The organism is Noviherbaspirillum sp., assembly GCF_035254685.1.
In the GTDB taxonomy this organism is placed as follows: domain Bacteria; phylum Pseudomonadota; class Gammaproteobacteria; order Burkholderiales; family Burkholderiaceae_D; genus Noviherbaspirillum.
In genome coordinates this window covers 17,818-36,667 of the sequence record NZ_DATFAI010000045.1, presented here as the reverse complement: position 1 = coordinate 36,667, position 18,850 = coordinate 17,818, and the positions used below count along the sequence as shown (strand labels likewise).

General features: G+C 60.1%; 18 protein-coding genes and 1 tRNA gene. 16 read left to right on the top strand and 3 right to left on the bottom strand.

Features of this window, described 5'->3' with window-relative positions:
* The first annotated feature begins 19 nt into the window (after positions 1-19).
* From queF to VJ698_RS21085, 6 genes are all read left to right on the top strand, one after another.
* Positions 20-859 carry an NADPH-dependent 7-cyano-7-deazaguanine reductase QueF gene (gene queF / locus VJ698_RS21110; RefSeq protein ID WP_324104784.1) on the top strand — a complete coding sequence of 280 codons (840 nt, stop codon included), beginning with the start codon at positions 20-22 and terminating at the stop codon, positions 857-859.
* A gap of 325 nt (positions 860-1,184) precedes the next feature.
* Entirely contained in the window at positions 1,185-1,652 is a 468-nt protein-coding gene (locus VJ698_RS21105; RefSeq protein WP_324104938.1) for a PTS sugar transporter subunit IIA, read from the top strand.
* A gap of 4 nt (positions 1,653-1,656) precedes the next feature.
* Complete coding sequence (hprK, locus tag VJ698_RS21100; RefSeq protein ID WP_324104937.1) at positions 1,657-2,595, top strand: HPr(Ser) kinase/phosphatase; 939 nt, start codon at positions 1,657-1,659, stop codon at positions 2,593-2,595.
* Between the two features lie 68 nt (positions 2,596-2,663).
* Positions 2,664-3,527 (top strand): RNase adapter RapZ, encoded by an 864-nt coding sequence (rapZ, locus tag VJ698_RS21095; protein ID WP_324104783.1) that lies wholly within the window; start codon positions 2,664-2,666, stop codon positions 3,525-3,527.
* A gap of 9 nt (positions 3,528-3,536) precedes the next feature.
* Positions 3,537-4,172, top strand: a complete 636-nt coding sequence (locus tag VJ698_RS21090; protein ID WP_324104782.1) for an LON peptidase substrate-binding domain-containing protein — start codon at positions 3,537-3,539, stop codon at positions 4,170-4,172.
* Between the two features lie 300 nt (positions 4,173-4,472).
* Entirely contained in the window at positions 4,473-5,579 is a 1,107-nt protein-coding gene (locus VJ698_RS21085; protein WP_324104781.1) for a GGDEF domain-containing protein, read from the top strand.
* 17 nt (positions 5,580-5,596) lie between these two features.
* Here VJ698_RS21085 and mutY read toward each other — a convergent pair whose 3' ends face one another.
* Genes mutY through mutM form a run of 3 tightly spaced genes read right to left on the bottom strand, consistent with a single transcriptional unit; the run spans position 5,597 to position 9,554 of the window.
* Positions 5,597-6,736: an A/G-specific adenine glycosylase gene (gene mutY / locus VJ698_RS21080; protein ID WP_324104780.1), complete on the bottom strand. Its 1,140-nt coding sequence runs from the start codon at positions 6,734-6,736 to the stop codon at positions 5,597-5,599.
* A 9-nt stretch (positions 6,737-6,745) separates the two neighbouring features.
* Positions 6,746-8,683 (bottom strand): dynamin family protein, encoded by a 1,938-nt coding sequence (locus tag VJ698_RS21075; RefSeq protein WP_324104779.1) that lies wholly within the window; start codon positions 8,681-8,683, stop codon positions 6,746-6,748.
* A 49-nt stretch (positions 8,684-8,732) separates the two neighbouring features.
* On the bottom strand, positions 8,733-9,554 hold the full coding sequence (gene mutM, locus VJ698_RS21070) for a bifunctional DNA-formamidopyrimidine glycosylase/DNA-(apurinic or apyrimidinic site) lyase (RefSeq protein WP_324104778.1): 822 nt from the start codon (positions 9,552-9,554) through the stop codon (positions 8,733-8,735).
* Positions 9,555-9,784: 230 nt separating this feature from the next.
* Between mutM and VJ698_RS21065 the strand changes: the two genes are divergently transcribed.
* From VJ698_RS21065 to VJ698_RS21020, 10 genes are all read left to right on the top strand, one after another.
* Entirely contained in the window at positions 9,785-11,557 is a 1,773-nt protein-coding gene (locus VJ698_RS21065) for a tetratricopeptide repeat protein (RefSeq protein ID WP_324104777.1), read from the top strand.
* Positions 11,554-12,195 (top strand): lipoprotein insertase outer membrane protein LolB, encoded by a 642-nt coding sequence (gene lolB, locus VJ698_RS21060; protein WP_324104776.1) that lies wholly within the window; start codon positions 11,554-11,556, stop codon positions 12,193-12,195. The genes VJ698_RS21065 and lolB overlap by 4 nt, the downstream gene beginning before the upstream one ends.
* Positions 12,180-13,058: a 4-(cytidine 5'-diphospho)-2-C-methyl-D-erythritol kinase gene (ispE, locus tag VJ698_RS21055; RefSeq protein ID WP_324104775.1), complete on the top strand. Its 879-nt coding sequence runs from the start codon at positions 12,180-12,182 to the stop codon at positions 13,056-13,058. The genes lolB and ispE overlap by 16 nt, the downstream gene beginning before the upstream one ends.
* Before the next feature lie 54 nt (positions 13,059-13,112).
* Positions 13,113-13,189 (top strand) — tRNA-Gln (locus VJ698_RS21050).
* Between the two features lie 100 nt (positions 13,190-13,289).
* The gene (locus tag VJ698_RS21045) at positions 13,290-14,240 is read left to right on the top strand and encodes a ribose-phosphate pyrophosphokinase (protein WP_324104774.1); all 951 of its coding nucleotides are present in this window, start codon (positions 13,290-13,292) and stop codon (positions 14,238-14,240) included.
* 96 nt (positions 14,241-14,336) lie between these two features.
* Positions 14,337-14,951, top strand: coding sequence for a 50S ribosomal protein L25/general stress protein Ctc (locus VJ698_RS21040; RefSeq protein ID WP_324104773.1), 615 nt, complete (start codon positions 14,337-14,339; stop codon positions 14,949-14,951).
* 168 nt (positions 14,952-15,119) lie between these two features.
* Positions 15,120-15,698 (top strand): aminoacyl-tRNA hydrolase, encoded by a 579-nt coding sequence (pth, locus tag VJ698_RS21035; protein ID WP_324104772.1) that lies wholly within the window; start codon positions 15,120-15,122, stop codon positions 15,696-15,698.
* Positions 15,695-16,795 carry a patatin-like phospholipase family protein gene (locus tag VJ698_RS21030; RefSeq protein WP_324104771.1) on the top strand — a complete coding sequence of 367 codons (1,101 nt, stop codon included), beginning with the start codon at positions 15,695-15,697 and terminating at the stop codon, positions 16,793-16,795. Before pth ends, VJ698_RS21030 begins: the two co-directional genes overlap by 4 nt.
* A gap of 60 nt (positions 16,796-16,855) precedes the next feature.
* A complete protein-coding gene (gene ychF, locus VJ698_RS21025) occupies positions 16,856-17,947 on the top strand; it encodes a redox-regulated ATPase YchF (RefSeq protein WP_324104770.1) in 1,092 nt (363 codons plus the stop codon).
* 18 nt (positions 17,948-17,965) lie between these two features.
* Positions 17,966-18,820 (top strand): MOSC domain-containing protein, encoded by an 855-nt coding sequence (locus tag VJ698_RS21020; RefSeq protein ID WP_324104769.1) that lies wholly within the window; start codon positions 17,966-17,968, stop codon positions 18,818-18,820.
* Positions 18,821-18,850 lie beyond the last annotated feature (30 nt).

Genomic DNA, 18,850 nt, shown 5'->3' with positions numbered 1-18,850 from the left:
TGTTATCGGTATTCCATCCATGTCCGACCCCAAAGCGCCGGAAGCTTCACCGCTCGGCAAGCCCTCCAGTTACGTGGCCGAATACGCGCCGTCGCTGCTGTTCCCGATTTCGCGCCAACCAAAGCGCGATGAGATCGGTGTTGGCAGTACCCTGCCGTTTTTCGGCATAGACATCTGGAATGCCTATGAACTGTCGTGGCTGAACCTGCGCGGCAAGCCGCAGGTCGCCATTGCGACGTTCACGGTTCCGGCGGATTCGCCCAACATCATCGAGTCGAAATCCTTCAAGCTTTACCTCAATTCCTTCAACCAGACGAAGCTGGCTTCCCCGGAAGCGCTTGCGGATGTGCTGCGCGCCGACCTTTCGGAAGGATTCGGCGCGCCGGTGCAGGTCAAGCTGGTCATGCCTGAGGCCTTTTCGTCCATTGAGATGGGCGAGCTGGATGGATTGCTGCTGGACCGTCTCGACATCGAAGTTGGCGAGTACACGCCCGACGCGGCTCTGTTGAAGGCCAACCATGCGGAGGCGATGGTCGAGGAGACGCTGGTTTCGCATCTGCTCAAGTCGAATTGCCTCGTGACCGGACAGCCGGACTGGGGCAGCGTCCAGATCCGCTACGTCGGCGCGCAGATCGACCAGGAAAGCTTGTTGCAATACCTGATCGGTTTCCGAAACCACAACGAATTCCATGAACAGTGCGTGGAGCGCATCTTCATGGACATCCTGCGTCAATGCAGGCCGCAGAAGCTATCAGTGTATGCGCGCTACACGCGCCGCGGCGGCCTGGACATCAACCCCTGGCGCAGCAATTTCACGACCGGCCAGCGCCCGTCGAATTTGCGCAATGCGCGGCAATAGCGACGAAAATCCATTGGGTCTGCGGCAATACCAGGCGCTTGTCAGGATACTGTCATGTTCACGGGGTACAAATCGGCCCGAGGCTCGAGACAAGAATCATAGGAAACCCGCAGCTCTCTTGCCAAAGTGAAATGTTCGCCATAACGGAATCGATTAGCGTTGACGAGACACTCAGCCATTATTGAACTTTTCCTGTCGGTTTCCTGCTTACAATCAACATGGTTTCACAGGCCCACTCTATGCTTTCTCGTTCCACAGTTGGGAAACCAGCCTATAATGCGACTCGAATGTTCTTTTTGTGCAGTGCACCATGCCATTTCGCAACATGACGACCCTTGCCAAAATCCTGTCGGTGGACAATGTCGTGCTTGACCTTGAGGTCTCAAGCAAGAAGCGGGCATTTGAGCAAGCCGGACTGATTTTTGAAAACAACTGCGGTATCGCCCGTTCGGTGGTATCGGACAACCTGTTCGCGCGCGAGCGCCTCGGCTCGACCGGCCTCGGGCATGGCGTGGCCGTGCCGCACGGCCGCATCAAGGGCCTGAAAGCGCCGCTGGCTGCATTCGTGCGGCTGAAGGAGCCGATTCCGTTCGAATCCCCGGACGGTCTGCCGGTGAAGCTGCTGGTGTTCCTGCTGATTCCGGATCACGTGACGCAGCAGCACCTCGAAATCCTGTCCGAAATCGCCGAGATGTTTTCCGACGAAACCTTCCGTGAACAGTTGACGGTCGATCCGGACGCCGCTTCGGTCCATGCACGCATCACTGACTGGCAGCCGAGCGTACACGCCTGACACCATGCCCGCCACCACGCACTTATCGATCCAGCAACTCTACGACGACACGCGAGAAGCGCTGCAGCTCGGATGGTTTGCCGGTTTCCCGGGCGGCGAGCGGCGCATTTCGGGCGATGCCACCTCCGCTGCCGACCAGGTCGGCCACCTGAACTTGATCCATCCCGGCCGCATCCAGGTGTTCGGTCACCAGGAAATCCAGTATTACAACAAGCTCTCTCCCGCCTCGCGCAAGTACCAGACGGAAGAACTGGTGGTCGGCGAACCGCCGGCGTTCATCATCGCACAAGGCCTGGAGACGCCGCCGTACATCCTCGAGGTGTGCGACGAGAAAAACATCCCGCTGTTCTCCACGCCGCTGCCCGCCGCGCAGGTGATCGACTACCTACGTGTCTACCTGTCCAAGGAACTGGCGCAGCGCGTAACGATGCACGGCGTGTTCATGGACGTGCTGGGTGTGGGCGTGCTGATCACCGGTGAATCCGGGCTTGGCAAGAGCGAGCTCGGCCTCGAACTGATCTCGCGCAACCACGGACTGGTCGCCGATGACGCCGTCGAATTCGCCCGCATCGCGCCCAACATGATCGAAGGACGCTGCCCGCCGCTGCTGCAGAACCTGCTCGAAGTGCGCGGCCTCGGCCTGCTCGACATCAAGACCATCTTCGGAGAAACCGCAGTGCGCCGCAAGATGCGGCTGAAGCTGATCGTGCACCTGGTGCGCCGCAGCACGCTGGAAGAGAATTACGAGCGCCTGCCCCTGCACTCTCAGACCGAGGAAGTGCTCGGCCTGCCAATCCGCAAGGTCGTGATTCCGGTCGAAGCCGGCCGCAACCTCGCCGTGCTGCTGGAAGCTGCGGTGCGCAACACCATCCTGCAGCTGCGCGGCATCGACACGCTCAAGGAGTTCATGGAGCGGCAGCAAAAGGCGATGGGGAACGATTAGCCACACGCCTGTTTTTCCTGCACCGACTTTCGGTGTCACACCGCGCCCCTTGCGGTATGATTTCGCCTATGCGCATCATCCTCATCACCGGCATTTCCGGCTCCGGTAAATCGGTCGGCCTGAATGCACTCGAAGACGCCGGCTACTTCTGCGTCGACAACCTGCCGCCCAAGCTTCTGCGCCAACTGGTCCAGACACGCCAGGAAGAAGACGCGGATTCCCTGGCGGTGGCAATGGATGCCCGCAGCGCCGATTCGCTGGCTGGACTTCCCGCCGACATCAAGTCGCTCAAGGAAGAGGGCCATGACGTCAAGGTGCTGTTCCTGACCGCCAAGACAGAATCGCTGATCGCCCGCTTTTCCGAGACCCGCCGCAGCCATCCGCTGTCGCATCGCGTACGCACGAGCCAGGACGCCGCCGATCAGCCGACGCTGACCGAATGCATCCTGCGCGAGCGCGAGATGCTCTCCCCGATCGAAGGCATCGGCCACGTCATTGATACCTCAGGCCTGTCCGCCAACAAGCTGCGCGGCTGGATCAAGGACCTTGTGGAAACCGAGCACGCGCCGCTGACCCTGCTGTTCGAATCCTTCGCCTTCAAGTTCGGCGTGCCGCTGGATGCGGACCTGGTATTCGACGTGCGTGTACTGCCCAATCCCTACTACGACATCAACCTGCGCCCCTTCACCGGCCGCGACGAGCCGGTGATCGAGTTCCTGAATGCGCAGGCGCATGTCGCGGAGCTGCTGTTCGATATCCGTACCTTCATCGAAAAGTGGCTGCCGGCATTCAAGAACGACAACCGGAGCTACCTCACGGTCGCCATCGGCTGCACAGGCGGCCAGCACCGATCGGTCTACATGGTCGAGCAGCTCGCAAAACATTTTGGCGCGACGGAGCGCGTCCTGCTGCGCCACCGCGAACTTTCCTGACGAGGCCTCATGCCGACCATGCGCTCCGACGATTCGTGGCTTCCTCTTTTCCCGCTGAAAACGGTATTGTTCCCGGAAGGGATACTGCCGCTGAAAGTTTTCGAGACCCGCTACATCGACATGGTGCGCGAATGCATGCGGCGCAATGCGCCTTTCGGTGTGGTGCTGATCAAGGCCGGACAGGAAGTCGGCGTGGCAGCCGAGCCCGAATCGGTCGGGTGCCTGGCACACATTGCATCCTGGGACATGGAGAAGCTGGGCGTGATGATGCTGCGGACGGTAGGCGGCGAACGCTTCCGCATCATCGAAACCCGCGTGCTACCGGACCAGCGACTGGAAGCACAGGTTGAAATGATCGCGCCGGATGAACCCGCCCCCGTCACCGACATGCATGTCGCCTGCGCCACGACTCTGAAGCTCGTCATCGACGATGTCAATGCCAAGGGCCGTACGCAGCAGGGCGACACCTTCAGCAGCCCGTTCTCCCAGCCGGCCCGGCTCGACAGCGCGGGCTGGGTCGCCAACCGCTGGTGCGAACTCCTTCCCATCCCGCTCAAGGCGCGCCAGAAATTGATGGAGCTCGACGATGCGCCGACCCGGCTCTCGATCATCCATCAGTATCTTCAGCAGCACAAGATCATCTGACTCGGCCGCTCTTAATTAAAAGGCAATGGGCCGCGCCCACTCAGGTCGCCCAGTGTGACTTTTGTGAGAATCGCCATTCCGCATCCTGTCCACGCAGCACTTTTCACAGGCTCTTTGTCACCGCGCAAATTCGAGACACGGCATTCGTAGGATAAATGTCGGGTCGGCTCTGCCTCTCCCGGCGGAGAGCCGGAAAAAGCCGCCGTTGTTCCCAGCCGGGACAGCCCTTTGTACATTCCCACTTGCTTCCTGCCCTGCAGGCATTTACATGGCACTACTTTGAGCGCTAATCGTATGTTTATGGATGATGCACGCGAAGCCATGCGGTCCGAGCCGGCAAACCGCCGCAAGAACCTGCAACCCGTGCGCGTTCCACAGATATCGCCCATCAGCCTGATTTCGCTGCTGTATGCCCTGAGCCTGTTCATGTTCTACCGCCAGGGTTTCATCAGCGGCATGACCTTCGCCAGCGTCGCCGCCATCGTACTGTGCATCGTCGCACTGTTCTACGGCATGTTCCGGTTCGGCCTGAACACGCGCTTCGAGGAACCCAGCCTGATGCTGCCGCAGCTGGTGAGCTCGCTGCTGCTGATGCTGGTCGTTGCCTACCTCGAACGCGCCACCCAGATCGCGCTGGTGCCTTTCATCCTGATCGCCTTTTCATTCGGGATATTCAGGCTTTCGACCGTGCCGCTCATTCTGCTGGCTGCCGGCTGCCTCGGCGCCTATTTCGGCATCATTGTCATCCGCGGCTACGCAGAAGGCTACGGCCAGGCATTTCGCGCAGACATGGTGCAATGGTTCGTGCTGGTCCTGACCCTGCCCGGCATGATCCTGCTCGGCAAGCAGATCCATAACCTGCGCCAGTTGCTCAGGGCGACGCGCTATCAGCTGGAACACTTCGAAGAAAAATCCGTGCGCGACGAGTTGACCGGCCTCTACAACCGCCGCCAGATCCAGGCCGAGCTCGATCGGGCGAAGATGCAGGCTGACTCGCAGGGCGCTCCTTTCTCGATCTGCCTGATCGACATCGACCGATTCAAGGAAATCAATGACAACAATGGCCACCTGACCGGCGACATCATCCTCAAGGAGTTCGCCAAGGTGGCGCGCGACAGCATCCGCGATACCGACATGCTGGGGCGCTACGGCGGCGACGAATTCATGCAGATCCTGCCGGATACCGAGCTGAAAGGCGCCGTGATGCATGCCGAACGCCTGAGGGTATATGCGCACTTCCTCGACTTTCAGAAAGTTCTTCAGAGCAAGCATATTTCACTGTCCATCGGCGTGGCGCAATACCGGCGCGGCGAAAAGCTGACCGACCTCATCGCGCGCGCAGACGCAGCGCTGTATCAGGCGAAGCAACGGGGACGCAATCGCGTGGAATGGACCGATGCGAACTGAAGGCGGCTGTGTCGATGCTAGCCTGAAAGCAGATCAGGCCCGCGGAATACCGCCAGCAAGAGCTTCTTGACCGGGGCCGGCAAGGGCGCGTCCTGCAGTTGCGCAGCGTGATACCAGACGTGCCCGGCTTCTGCCACATGCTGCGCGCGATGCGCCAGGCGGATGCGGTATGGCGACACGTGCAGCCTGAAATGAGTGAAGACGTGCGTGAATGGCTGCAGCGGTTCGCATGAAGCGACAGCGCCGAAAGATGCCACTTTGTTCGCCACGCACTCGCCCAGGGCTTCGCCAGTCATCTGGCCAGCCGGCGCATCCACCTCCGGCAATGACAACAACCCGCCCCAGATGCCGCTTCCAGGCCGCTGCTCGAGCAATACATGGTCCTGCTCGGTGACGACCAGCATCGCCGTCGTCTTTTCTGGAATTACCTTTTTCGGCTTGCGCGCGGGCAGCGCCTGCACCCGGTCGGTAGCGAGTGCCACGCAGCGCTCCGACAAGGGGCACTTGGCGCAGGACGGACCGCTGCGCGTGCACAAGGTTGCGCCCAGGTCCATCAACCCCTGTGTGTAGGCTTCTATTCCCTGCGCAGGCAAGAGGGCCACGGCACGCCGCCACAGCGCATCTTCGACGGGTTTCGAACCGGGAAAACCTTCCACGCCAAACACCCGGCAGAAAACGCGCTTCACGTTACCGTCGAGAATGGCAGCGCGCACACCATAGGCAAACGCAGCAATCGCAGCCGCTGTCGAGCGCCCGATGCCCGGCAATGCGGCGAGCGCTTCGGGATCGGATGGGAATTCACCGCCATGCTCCGCAACGACCTTTTGTGCGCAACGATGCAGGTTGCGCGCGCGGGTGTAGTAACCCAGCCCGCTCCAGCAGGACATCACCTCTTCGGAGGCAGCAGCCGCCAGCGATGCGACATCGGGGAAGCGCGCCAGGAAGCGCTGATAGTAGGGAATGACCGCGGTGACCTGCGTCTGCTGCAGCATGATTTCCGACAGCCAGATGCGATACGCGTCGCGCGTATTCTGCCATGGCAGCGCATGCCGTCCATGCTGCTTCTGCCAGCGAATGACCGCTTCGGAAAAACCGGGATCGAAAAAATCTCCGGCGCCATCCGCCGCGGCGGCAGGCGCCTTTGCAATACGTTTCATGTCGGGATATCAGGCGGCGGCCTTGAGTGCGGCAAGCTCCGCGGCGATGGCGTTCTTGAGTTCGGCTTCCAGCATCAGCAGCGTCTTTTTCTGTCCCTCCAGCTCAGCCTGCATCTTCTCCAGCGTCTCGACCTTTTCCTCCAGGCTGTCAGTCGCGAGATGAATGCGCTCGATCGACTGCTTGCGTTTCCTCAGCTGCGACCGATGCTCCCAGATCTGCGCCTCCAGCGGTGCCATCACCACCTTCAGCCAGGCTTCCACATCTCGATTGGCCTGGAGGAAGCTCTGCTTCACGCGCGAGGCGATCGAGTCGAAGAACTTGGTCATCAAGGCCACCTGCGGGGTCGTCAAGATCGCCGCCGCGCCGAACTGCTTGTGATAGACACCTTCGATCAGTTCGATTTCCTTCACATACTTCTCCAGCGAGAACGGCATTGGCGAGGATAATGCAAGGCCGTGCTCCGTCGAGAACTTGCGGTACATCACCGTCATCATCGAGGTAATTTCCTCGATCTTCTGGCTGGAGAGATCAAGGTTGTGCCGGATCTGTTCGAAGAAGGACTTGACCGCGGCGCGCAAGCCGGCCGAGAACTTGCTCTTCTCCATCGCGTCGCGCGTCCTGCGAATGTCTTCCTTGAGGATGTCCATGCCGAGGCTGGTGAACACTTCCGTCGACAGGCGGGTAAACACCGCGCGCGTGCCCTGCAGTTTCAGCAGGCTGGCATCGAACTCCTTCTTCTCGAGTTCAACGCGCTTCATCATGTGCTCGATGATGTTCTGGTTCTTGCCGCGCAGGCTCTTCAGCTCCACCAGCTGTTCAACCACGTTGCGGGCACGCGCCGCCAGCAATTGCTGTTTCGCTACCGCCAGCTCATCCACTTCAGTGAGCAGTTGGCCGCGCACGATTTCCTGCTTGCTCGGGATCAGCTCATCGGACAAGGCCGATTCCAGCACGGGAAGGCGGCTCCTCGCCAGCAGTTCAGGATCGTGATTGACCTTGCCGACCAGGCCCTTTTGCGCCGAAATCGGGAATATCTGATGCTTCGAGAGATGGAGCGTCTGCGCGACGCTCTCCACCTGCTTCGCGATTTGTCCCTCGATTTCCTCGACCGAGCGCAATTCGTCCCACATACTGTCGATCTTGTTCAGCACCACCATCCGCGCCGGCCCGCTGCCGATGTGATCACGCCACACTTCGATATCGCTTTTTGTCACGCCGGTATCGGCCGCGAGGATGAACAGCACCGCATGGGCGTTGGGAATCAGGTTGAGCGTCAGCTCCGGCTCGGTGCCGATGGCATTCAGGCCCGGCGTATCGATGATGACAAGCCCCTGCTTCAGCAGCGGATGCGGAAAATTGACGATCGCATGGCGCCATTGCGAAATCTCCACGAGGCCATCCTCGCCCACCGCCAGGCCTGCATCCGGGTCGTCCTCATGATAAAGGCCATAGCGCTTTGCGTCCTCGACCGGCACGCGCTTGGTCAGGCTCACTTGCTTGAATGCCTCGAGCATGCCTTCGCCGGAATTCACGTCGAGCGGAAGCACGGTCCAGACGTTGCTTCGCTCCCTGAAATCGCTGGTCGATGCCGCCTCGGCGCGCGTCTCGATCGGCAGCAGGCGGATCGAGGGCGGGAATGTCTCGTCGTACAGCAGCTCGGTCGGGCACATCGTGGTGCGGCCCGCAGAAGACGGCAGGATGCGCTGGCCGTAATCCGCGAAAAAAATCGCATTGATCAGCTCGGACTTGCCACGCGAGAATTCCGCCACGAAGGCGATCGAGAGCTTGTCATCCGAGAGTCTTGCCTGCAGACGTGAGAAACGCTGATCGCTCGCCGAATCAGCCAGATCGGACGCAACAATGCATGCATGGTAACGCTCAAGCGCGGACATCACGCCATTGCGCCAGCCGCTGTATTGCTGGAACTTTTGGACCAGGTTGCTCACGGTTTCTCCAACTTGATTATTTACAAGCCCGAATCTAGCACAGCCGTACTCATTTTTGACAGTTCGGGCAATAGAAGGTCGAGCGCTGCCCCTGCTTGAGCTGGCGCACCGTTGCGCCGCAGACGCGGCACGGTTCGCCGGCACGGTCGTAGACAAAATAGCTTTGCTGGAAATAGCCGGGCTGACCGTTCGCCGCCATGAAATCCCGCAAAGTGCTGCCGCCCTGGGCGATGGCTGCAGCGAGCGTTTCACGGATTGCCGCCACCAGCTTTTCATAGCGTGCCAGCCCGATGCGCTGCGCTGCCGTCTTCGGATTGATGCCCGCCTTGAACAGGCTTTCGGATGCGTAGATATTGCCGACTCCGACAACGATGTCGCCCGCCAGCAACACCTGCTTGATCGCGGCGCTGCGATTGCGCGTGTTTCGATACAGCATCTCTGCGGAGAAGCCTTCCTCGAGCGGCTCGACGCCGAGTCCACGCAATAGAATATGCTCCTCGACCGGCCCCTCTTCGGCGCCATGCCAGAGTACTGCGCCAAAACGGCGCGGGTCGGTCATGCGAAGGACCTGCGCGCCGATTTCCAAATCAAAATGATCATGCTTCCGGGCTGGAGTGTCCTTGGGCAATATGCGCAAGTGCCCAGACATGCCGAGATGCAGGATCAATGTACCGTGGTCGAATTCGATCAAGAGATATTTGCCGCGCCGCCTTGTCGCGTGAATTCTCCGGTTACACAGACGAGCCGCGAGCTTGTCGGGAAACGGCCAGCGCAGGCCATCGTGCCGCAAAGTCACGGCAGTGACGATTTTTCCATCCAGGTGCGGCGCGACGCCGCGGCGTGTAACTTCTACTTCTGGCAATTCTGGCATCGTTGGAGCACACTCTTTGCAGAAAGATAAACTTGAGGATAGACATGCATGCTATGACCTGACTGCATTGTACAAAGAGATGCATGCACGGCCGGCGAGGGATCGCTGTCTGTAAAATCAGGTCATATTGCCGGATGCGCACACGGCGCCGTTGGGCGTAGAATGACCTCTGCTTGATTTGCTGGAAATTTCTCTTGAAAAACACTCTTCTTATTGCAACTGCGTCGATCATGTTGTCTGCATGCGCGACATGGACGCCAGCCTCCCTTCCGCCGCTCACCGAACAGTCGGCCGTGCCGGCAGTCCAGAAAGGACTTTCGTCCAACAAACAAGCAGCGGCCCGCAAGACAGTCACCGTCGCCAGCGAGCCGAAGGCGGAAGATCCGCTTCCGGAAGTCGAACTATCCGAAGAGCTGCTTTTCAAGCTGCTCAGCTCCGAGATCGCATTCCAGCGCGGCGATTGGCAGACAGCGTATGTGACGCTCATGGGCGTTGCACATCAGACAGGCGACCCGCGTGTTGCGCGCCGCGCCGCCGAAATCGCGCTGTCCGCCAAGCAGGCCGATGAATCGCTGAGTGCAGTGCGTCTCTGGCGCGAACTGGCTCCCCATTCCGACGAAGCGACACAATACTACCTGAGCTTCGTGATCCTCAGCGACAACCTCGCCGAAGCGAAGCCGATCCTCGAAGAACGCATGAAGGAAGCCCGCCCCCAGACGCGTGGTCTGCTGGCATTCCAGATGCAGCGCCTGCTCGCGCGCGCCAAGGACAAGGCAGCGGCGTTCACGCTGCTGGAGGAAGTGCTCGCACCGTATCTCGATCTTCCGGAGGCGCATCTCGCGCTGGCGCAAGGCGCATTTGCCAGGGGCGATGCCGAACGTGCGCGGCAAGAAGCGCAATCCGCCTTGAAGGAGAAGCCCGATTCGGAACTCGCGATTCTCGCCCTCGCGCAGGTCACCCAGGACAAGGCGGAATCCGCCAGCCTGCTTTCGAACTTCCTGTCCAGGTATCCCAAAGCACGCGACGTACGCATGGCCTATGCGCGCATGCTGGTGGAAGAAAAGCAGTACGGCAAGGCGCGCCGCGAATTTGAAACGCTGCTCAAGAATCAGCCGGACGACCTCACTTCGCTGTACGCACTCGGCGTGCTGAACATGCAGACCAAGGATCTGAAGGCCGCGGAAAAATACCTGACCACCTATCTGAACGTACTCGAGGCGAAGCCGGACGATGAGCGCGATCCAAACCAGGCCCTGCTCGTGCTCGCGCAGATCGCGGAAGAACGGAACGATACTGACGCCGCGCTCAAGTGGCTTTCACAGGTCGAACCGGGCGAAGCCTACCTTGGTGCGCAAGTCAAGCGCGCGCAAGTGATCGCCAGGCGCGGCGACCTGGCTGGCGCGCGCAGAGTGCTGCATGAAACCAGTGCGAACGGCGAACGCGAACAATCGCAGCTTATCCTGGCCGAGAGCCAGCTCCTGCGCGACGCAAACCATGCGCAGGAATCAATGGATGTCCTCAAGGATGGCCTGAAGCGCTTCCCCGAAGACACCGACCTGCTGTACGACTACGCGATGGCAGCGGAAAAAAGTTCACAGTGGGACCTGATGGAAACCACGCTGCGCAAGATCATGGAACTCGCGCCGAACAACCAGCATGCGTACAACGCCCTCGGCTATTCGCTGGCGGAACGCAACATCCGCCTCGATGAAGCGTACACCCTGATTGAAAAGGCGCTGAAGCTGGCGCCGGATGACCCCTTCATCATGGACAGCATGGGCTGGGTACAATTCAGGCTCGGCAAGCTAAAGGAAGCGGAAGACATCCTGCGCCAGGCCTACCAGTTGCGGCCCGACGTCGAAATCGCCGCACACCTGGGAGAAGTCCTGTGGGTGAAGGGACAGAAAGCTGACGCACAAAAGCTGTGGCGCGACGCGCAGACCAAGGATCCGCAGAACGACACCCTCAGGAACACCCTGGCACGACTGAATGTGAATCTATGAACGTTCGCGCTGCCCGCTCTGCGCTGGTCATCGCGGCGCTGCCGCTGCTGTTTGCCGGATGCGCTAGTGTCCAACCGGCGACAGTATCCCGCGAGGGAGCGGTCGTCGTACCGGCGGACGTGAAACATGCTTACTACGCCGCAATCGATTTCACTGGACGCCTTTCCGTGCACTACCAGGGCCCGCGCAACGAAGAAGCGCTGCACGGCTCCTTCTTGTGGGCACAGACACTGACGCAGACCTCCGTGACATTGCTGTCCCCGCTCGGACAAACCATCGCCATCATCGACGTAACACCCGATGGCGCAAGCTTGCGACAGGGCGGACAAGCGACACGCCAGGCATCCGATGTCGACGCGCTGACGGTGCAAACCCTCGGCTGGCCCCTCCCGGTCGCCGGCCTGCGCGACTGGCTGCAGGGTTTTGCCGTGAATGCGCAAGGACAGCGCTTTGTCGCGACGCCGCAAACATCGGAAGTAACAACAAGGGACGGCTGGCACATCCGCTATGACAACTGGCAGGAAGACAACACGTCAGGCTCGCAGAACCGCCCCAAGCGCATCGACCTCTCACGCTACACCGAACAGGCCGGCGACGTCTCCATCCGCATCGTTATCGATTCATGGCAAGCTCACTGAACAACTGCCCTGCTCCGGCCAAGCTCAATCTCTTCCTGCATGTCACCGGCCGCCGCCCCGACGGTTACCATCTGCTGCAGACCGTATTCCAGCTGCTCGACCACGGCGACGTGCTGCATTTCGAAGCGCGCGACGATGGCGTAATCCGGCGCGTCACCGATATTGCTGGCGTACCGGAAGAATCCGACCTCGTGGTGCGCGCGGCGAAGCTGCTCAAGGCAGCGTCAAAAAACTCGCAGGCGGAGCAATTCGGTGCCAGCATCCGCATCGACAAGCGGTTGCCGATGGGCGGCGGACTCGGCGGCGGCTCTTCCGACGCAGCAACCACTCTGATCGCGCTGAACCACCTCTGGCAAACCGGTCTCACTCGCAGCGAGCTGATGAAGCTTGGGCTACAATTGGGGGCTGACGTTCCGTTTTTCATTTTTGGCAGAAATGCGTTTGCCGAAGGTATCGGCGAAGCACTGGTGCCGGTGACCACTCCGGATTGCTGGTTCGTGGTCATCGAACCTGGTGTGTCGGTGCCCACGGCTGCAATTTTTTCCGATCCGGATTTGACAAGAAACACGAAACCAGTCAGAATATTGGACTTTTCCGGAGCACCCAACTGTTTCGGGAAAAACGACCTGCAAATCGTAGCGACCAAGCTGTTTCCTCCCGTTGCAGAGGCCATCAAATGGCTCGGGCAGTACGGGGACGCGCGGATGACCGGATCGGGAGCTTGTGTGTTTTGTGCGTTTCAGCATGAACAGCAAGCGAACGAAGTGCTGCAAGAACTGCGCGGCGCTGGATCACCGCACTGGGAAGCGTGGAAAGCCAAGGCGATCGAGCGGCATCCGCTCTCGCATTTGCTGAAGTCGTAGCTCAAGAATTCGTTTGACGTTGCATGCATTGCGACGGCAGACAACCGGTTGTGTAGGGGAATCGCCAAGCTGGTTAAGGCACCGGATTTTGATTCCGGCATTCCAAGGTTCGAATCCTTGTTCCCCTGCCATTAAATACATTGAAAAAAAACGATAAGCCGCCAACGCAAGACGACAAGTCAAGTTTTGGCGGCTTTTCATCCTTTTAAACCCGTTTGCTTTAGGTGTGTCATGGCGCTTGAAAACCTGATGGTCTTTACCGGCAACGCAAATCCGGACCTGGCCGCCGGTGTCGTCAAGCAGCTCGGTATCCCGCTCGGCAAGGCTGTCGTCTCCAAATTCTCCGACGGAGAAGTGATGGTGGAAATCAACGAAAACGTCCGCGGCAAGGATGTATTCGTACTGCAATCCACCTGCGCGCCAACCAATGACAACCTGATGGAAATCATGTTAATGGTCGATGCGCTCAAGCGCGCTTCCGCCGGCCGTATCACCGCTGCCATCCCGTATTTCGGCTATGCCCGCCAGGATCGCCGTCCGCGCTCCGCACGCGTGGCGATTTCGGCCAAGGTCGTTGCCAACATGCTGCAGAACGCCGGCGTCGGCCGCGTGCTGATCATGGATCTCCACGCCGACCAGATCCAGGGCTTCTTCGACATCCCGGTCGACAACATCTATGCATCCCCGATCCTGCTGGGCGACCTGGTGGAAAAGAATTTCGACGACCTGCTCGTCGTCTCCCCGGACGTCGGCGGCGTAGTGCGCGCCCGCGCACTCGCCAAGCGCATGAATTGCGACCTCGCGATCATCGACAAACGCCGCCCGAAAGCCAACGTGTCGGAAGTCATGCACATCATCGGTGAAGTCGAAGGCCGTAACTGCGTGATCATGGACGACATGGTCGATACCGCCGGTACGCTGACGAAGGCAGCCGAAGTTCTGAAAGAGCGCGGCGCGAAGAAGGTGGTTGCCTACTGTACGCACCCCGTCCTGTCGGGCCCGGCCATCGAACGCATCACTACCTCGCCGCTGGACCAGCTTGTCGTCACCGACACCATTCCGCTCACAGCCGCTGCCAAGGCCTGCCCGAAGATCCGCCAGCTGACCGCTGCTGGCCTCCTCGCAGAAACCTTCAAGCGCATCACCAAGGGCGATTCCGTCAGCTCGCTGTTCGTCGATTAAGATTTCCCCGCTGCTCAACGAGGAGCGGGTTTTCAGATCCCCTGGTCGCGGGGGATACAACGCAAGGCTGCGCCTTGCATACTTTGGAGCTAAAAAATGAAAGTAGTCGCATTCCCACGCAATGAGCAGGGGTCCGGAGCGAGCCGCCGCCTGCGCAACGCGGGCCAGACACCGGCCATCATCTACGGCGGCAACGCTGCGCCCGTCACCATCGCACTGGACCACAACGCGCTGTTCCACGCGCTGAAGAAGGAAGCCTTCCATTCGTCGATTCTCGACATGGAAATCGAAGGCAAGGTCGAGAAGGTTCTGCTGCGCGACGTGCAGATGCACGCATACAAGCAGATCGTGCTGCACGCCGATTTCCAGCGCGTTGATCCGAACCAGAAGATCCACGTGAAAGTGCCGCTGCACTTCGTGAACGCTGAAGTTTCGCCGGCTGTGAAGCTGAGCGGCGCAGTCATCAGCCATGTGATGAACGAACTGGACATTTCCTGCCTGCCGGGCGATCTGCCGGAATTCGTCGAAGTCGACCTCTCCAAGATCGAAGCCGGCGCATCGCTGCACCTGGGCGAACTCCAACTGCCCAAGGGCATCACCGCCGTTGCGCACGGCGAGAATCCGACCATCGTTATCGCAAGCATCCCGGCTGGCCAGGTTTCCGCCGAAGGTGAAGCAGAAGGCGCAGCCGGCGAGGCCGAGAAGAAGTAATCTGACTTGGCAGTCATGCCACAGAACCAAGCCCCGCCCCCTGTGGCGGGGTTTTTGTTTTTGTAAGCATTTCCTCCGGATTGGACGACGCAGCGCGACATCCGTGATAATCAATGCTTTTCGCTGGGATACATTTTCCCGGACCATCGCTACAGGACATGCAAATCCATGCCCATTCGCCTCATCGTCGGCCTCGGCAATCCAGGCCCTGAATACGAACAAACGCGCCACAACGCGGGCTTTTGGCTGGTCGACAACCTCGCCGGCAGCCTGCTCCGGCGCGAAGCGCGTTTTAACGCCCTCGCCGGCAAAACCGTGATCGCCGGCCAGGAAGTGTGGCTGCTTGAACCGCAAACCTACATGAACCGCTCAGGTCAGTCAGTAGGCGCGCTCGCGCGTTTTTACAAGATCGCGGCGGATGAAATCCTCGTTGCGCATGATGAACTCGACCTTCCTCCAGGCGCGGCAAAGATCAAGAAAGGCGGCTCGTCCGGTGGGCACAATGGCTTGAAAGACATCACCGCCGCCCTCGGCACGCAGGACTACTGGCGCCTGCGTATCGGCATCGGCCATCCACGCAACATGAACCTGCAGCAGCAGGTCGTCGATTTTGTCCTGCACCGTCCACGCAAGGAAGAACAGGAGCTGATCAACGGTGCCCTCGAAAAGAGCCTGGACGTCATTCCCATGCTTTGCGAAGGAAAGTTCGAAGCAGCCATGATGAAGCTGCATTCCACCGCAAAATGACGAAGCACGCGCTGTCGATCCATGCCGGCCCAAAGGCCCTCGCGCATCTCCGCGAGCACGGTCTGCGAGCGCGTGACATTGCAATTGTGCCTGCGGCCGCGGGCGGGCCCAAGGGCCTGATTTTTCAGAAGATGGATCAGTGGCTGTTTGGAAGCTGGTTGCCGTCGGCGCCGCGCGAACGGACTCTCATCGGCGCGTCGATCGGTGCCTGGCGGATGGCTGCAGCGTGCCAGGCTGACCCGGTCAATGCATTCGCGCTGCTCGGCGACCTGTACTGCGCACAGTCCTACCCGAACAAGCCGACTCCGCACTTTGTGACGGAAACCTGCGAACGTTTTCTTGACGAATTCATCGGCGGCCGGGAACGAGAAATCACGAGCCATCCGCACTATCGCCTGCACATCCTCGCCTCGCGCGGCAGGCATTTCCTCAAGGCGCCGCGTCTGAACATTTCGGTCACCGCCGGCTTCGGCCTCGCCGTAGCCGCCAACCTTGTTTCGCGCTCGCAGCTGGCCAACCATCTTGCGCGCGTCCTGATCAGCGACGAACGCGACCCCGCCTTCTGGCTGAAGGCAAAGTTCGATGCCTTCGACACGCAATTTGCGCCACTCACACCGGACAACCTCGGCCGCGCGCTGCTGGCATCAGGCACGCTGCCCTTCATCATGGAACCAGTGCGCGGCATTCCCAAGGCCCCCGAGGGCACCTACTGGGACGGCGGCCTGATTGATTACCACCTTGCCCTGCCCTATTCCCGGGTTGCCGGCAATCCGGAAGGCGGGCTCGTTCTTTATCCGCATTTCAGCGAACAGATCATCCCCGGCTGGCTCGACAAATCCTTGCCATGGCGGCGCGCCAATTTCGGCCGCAACAGCGACTGGCTGGCCAACGTGGTGGTCGTTGCTCCGACGCAGGCGTTCCTGCAGACCTTGTCGCGCAGCAAGCTTCCAGACCGCAAGGATTTCCTGTATTACGGCCAGAACCATGCTTTCCGCATCCTCAACTGGAAACTCGCCATCGACGAAGGGGAGCGGCTGCGCGACGAGCTGGCTGAATTTATCGCCTGTCCGGACCTGGACCGGGTGCAAGCGCTCTGACCTGACCCCGCGGTACGGTAAAATAGCGGGTTAATTCAAACACTTCCCGAAGTACATATCATGAGTCTCAAATGCGGCATCGTCGGCCTGCCTAACGTCGGCAAATCCACCCTGTTCAATGCGCTGACCAAGGCTGGCATCGCTGCGGAAAATTATCCGTTCTGTACCATCGAGCCGAACGTCGGTATCGTCGAAGTTCCCGACCCCCGGCTGAAGGCGCTCGCCGAAATCGTGAAGCCGGAACGCGTCCTGCCGGCTGTCGTGGAATTCGTCGACATCGCCGGCCTGGTTGCTGGCGCATCCAAGGGTGAAGGCCTGGGCAACCAGTTCCTCGCGCATATCCGCGAGACGGATGCGATTGTCAACGTGGTGCGCTGCTTCGAAGATCCGAACGTGGTGCACGTCGCCGGCAAGGTGAGCCCGCTCGACGACATAGCCGTGATCCAGACCGAACTGGCGCTGGCCGACATGGGCACGGTCGAAAAAGCCATCCAGCGCGAGGGCAAGAAAGCCAAGGCAGGTGACAAGGAAGCCATCAAGCTGGTCAATCTGCTCGAACGCATCCTGCCACAGCTGAACGACGCCAAGCCGGTGCGCGCAATGGGCCTTGACGCGGAAGAGATGGCGCTGATCAAGTCGCTCTGCCTCATCACCGCGAAGCCTGCCATGTATGTGGGCAACGTGGCGGAAAACGGCTTCACCAACAACCCGCTGCTCGACCAGCTCGCCGCCTACGCGACGGAACAGAATGCACCGATGGTAGCCATCTGCGCGGCGATCGAAGCAGAGATCGCCGACCTGGACGAGGAAGACAAGGGCGCCTTCCTGGCCGACCTCGGCATGGAAGAGCCGGGCCTGGATCGCCTGATCCGTGCTGCGTTCAAGCTGCTCGGACTGCAGACCTATTTCACTGCCGGCGTGAAGGAAGTGCGTGCCTGGACCATCCATGTCGGCGACACCGCGCCGCAGGCAGCGGGCGTGATCCACACCGATTTCGAACGTGGCTTCATCCGCGCGCAGACCATCTCCTACGAAGACTTCATCACTTACAAGGGCGAACAAGGTGCGAAGGAAGCGGGCAAGATGCGCGCAGAAGGCAAAGAATACGTCGTCAAGGATGGCGATGTGCTGAATTTCCTGTTCAACGTCTGATCTATCACACGCTCCAGCATGCCCATCCTTACCGAACTGTACCTGTATCCGATCAAGTCCTGCGCAGGCATCGCCTTGCGCGAAGCAACCCTGACTGCGGCCGGCCTGATGACCGAACACATCTACGATCGGGAATGGATGGTGGTCGATGCGAACGGCGCGTTCATGACGCAGCGCGAGCATCCGAGGATGGCGCTGATTACGCCGCGCATCAAGACCGAAACGTTGGAACTGCGCGCGCCCGGCATGCTGCGCATCGAGATTCCGCTCGGGCTCCCCGATCCGGAGGATGAGAAAACCATCGAGGTGAAGGTCTGGGACGACGTCGTGACGGCTTATGACTGCGACGAGACGACTGCCGCGTGGTTCTCCAACTTCCTCGGCAAGCCTTGCCGGCTAGTGCGTTTTCATGCCAATACAAAACGCTTCGCAAGCACTAAATGGACCGGTGGCGTCGACGCGCCGACGCTGTTTTCCGATGGCTTTCCGATGCTGGTCATTTCCGAGGCATCACTCGTTGATCTGAACGACAAGCTGAAAGCGCAAGGGCGCGCCGCGCTGCCGATGAATCGCTTTCGCCCAAGTATTGTGATCGGCGGAATTGAAGCATTCGATGAAGATCACGCGGCAGCATTCCGGGTCGGCAGTGCCGTGCTGAAGCCGGTGAAGCCCTGCCCGCGCTGCCCGATTCCGTCGATCGATCCGTCCACTGGCGAATTCGGTCCCGACCCGCTAGATATCCTGCGCACCTATCGCGTCGACCCGAGGGTCGACGGCGGCATCACCTTCGGCATGAATACTATCCTGCTCGAAGGCGGGGACCAGGTGCTGCGCATCGGACAGAATGTCGAAGTCAGCCTCGCATTCGACTGAGTAGCCCGTTTCTTCCGGGATTGCAGGCAG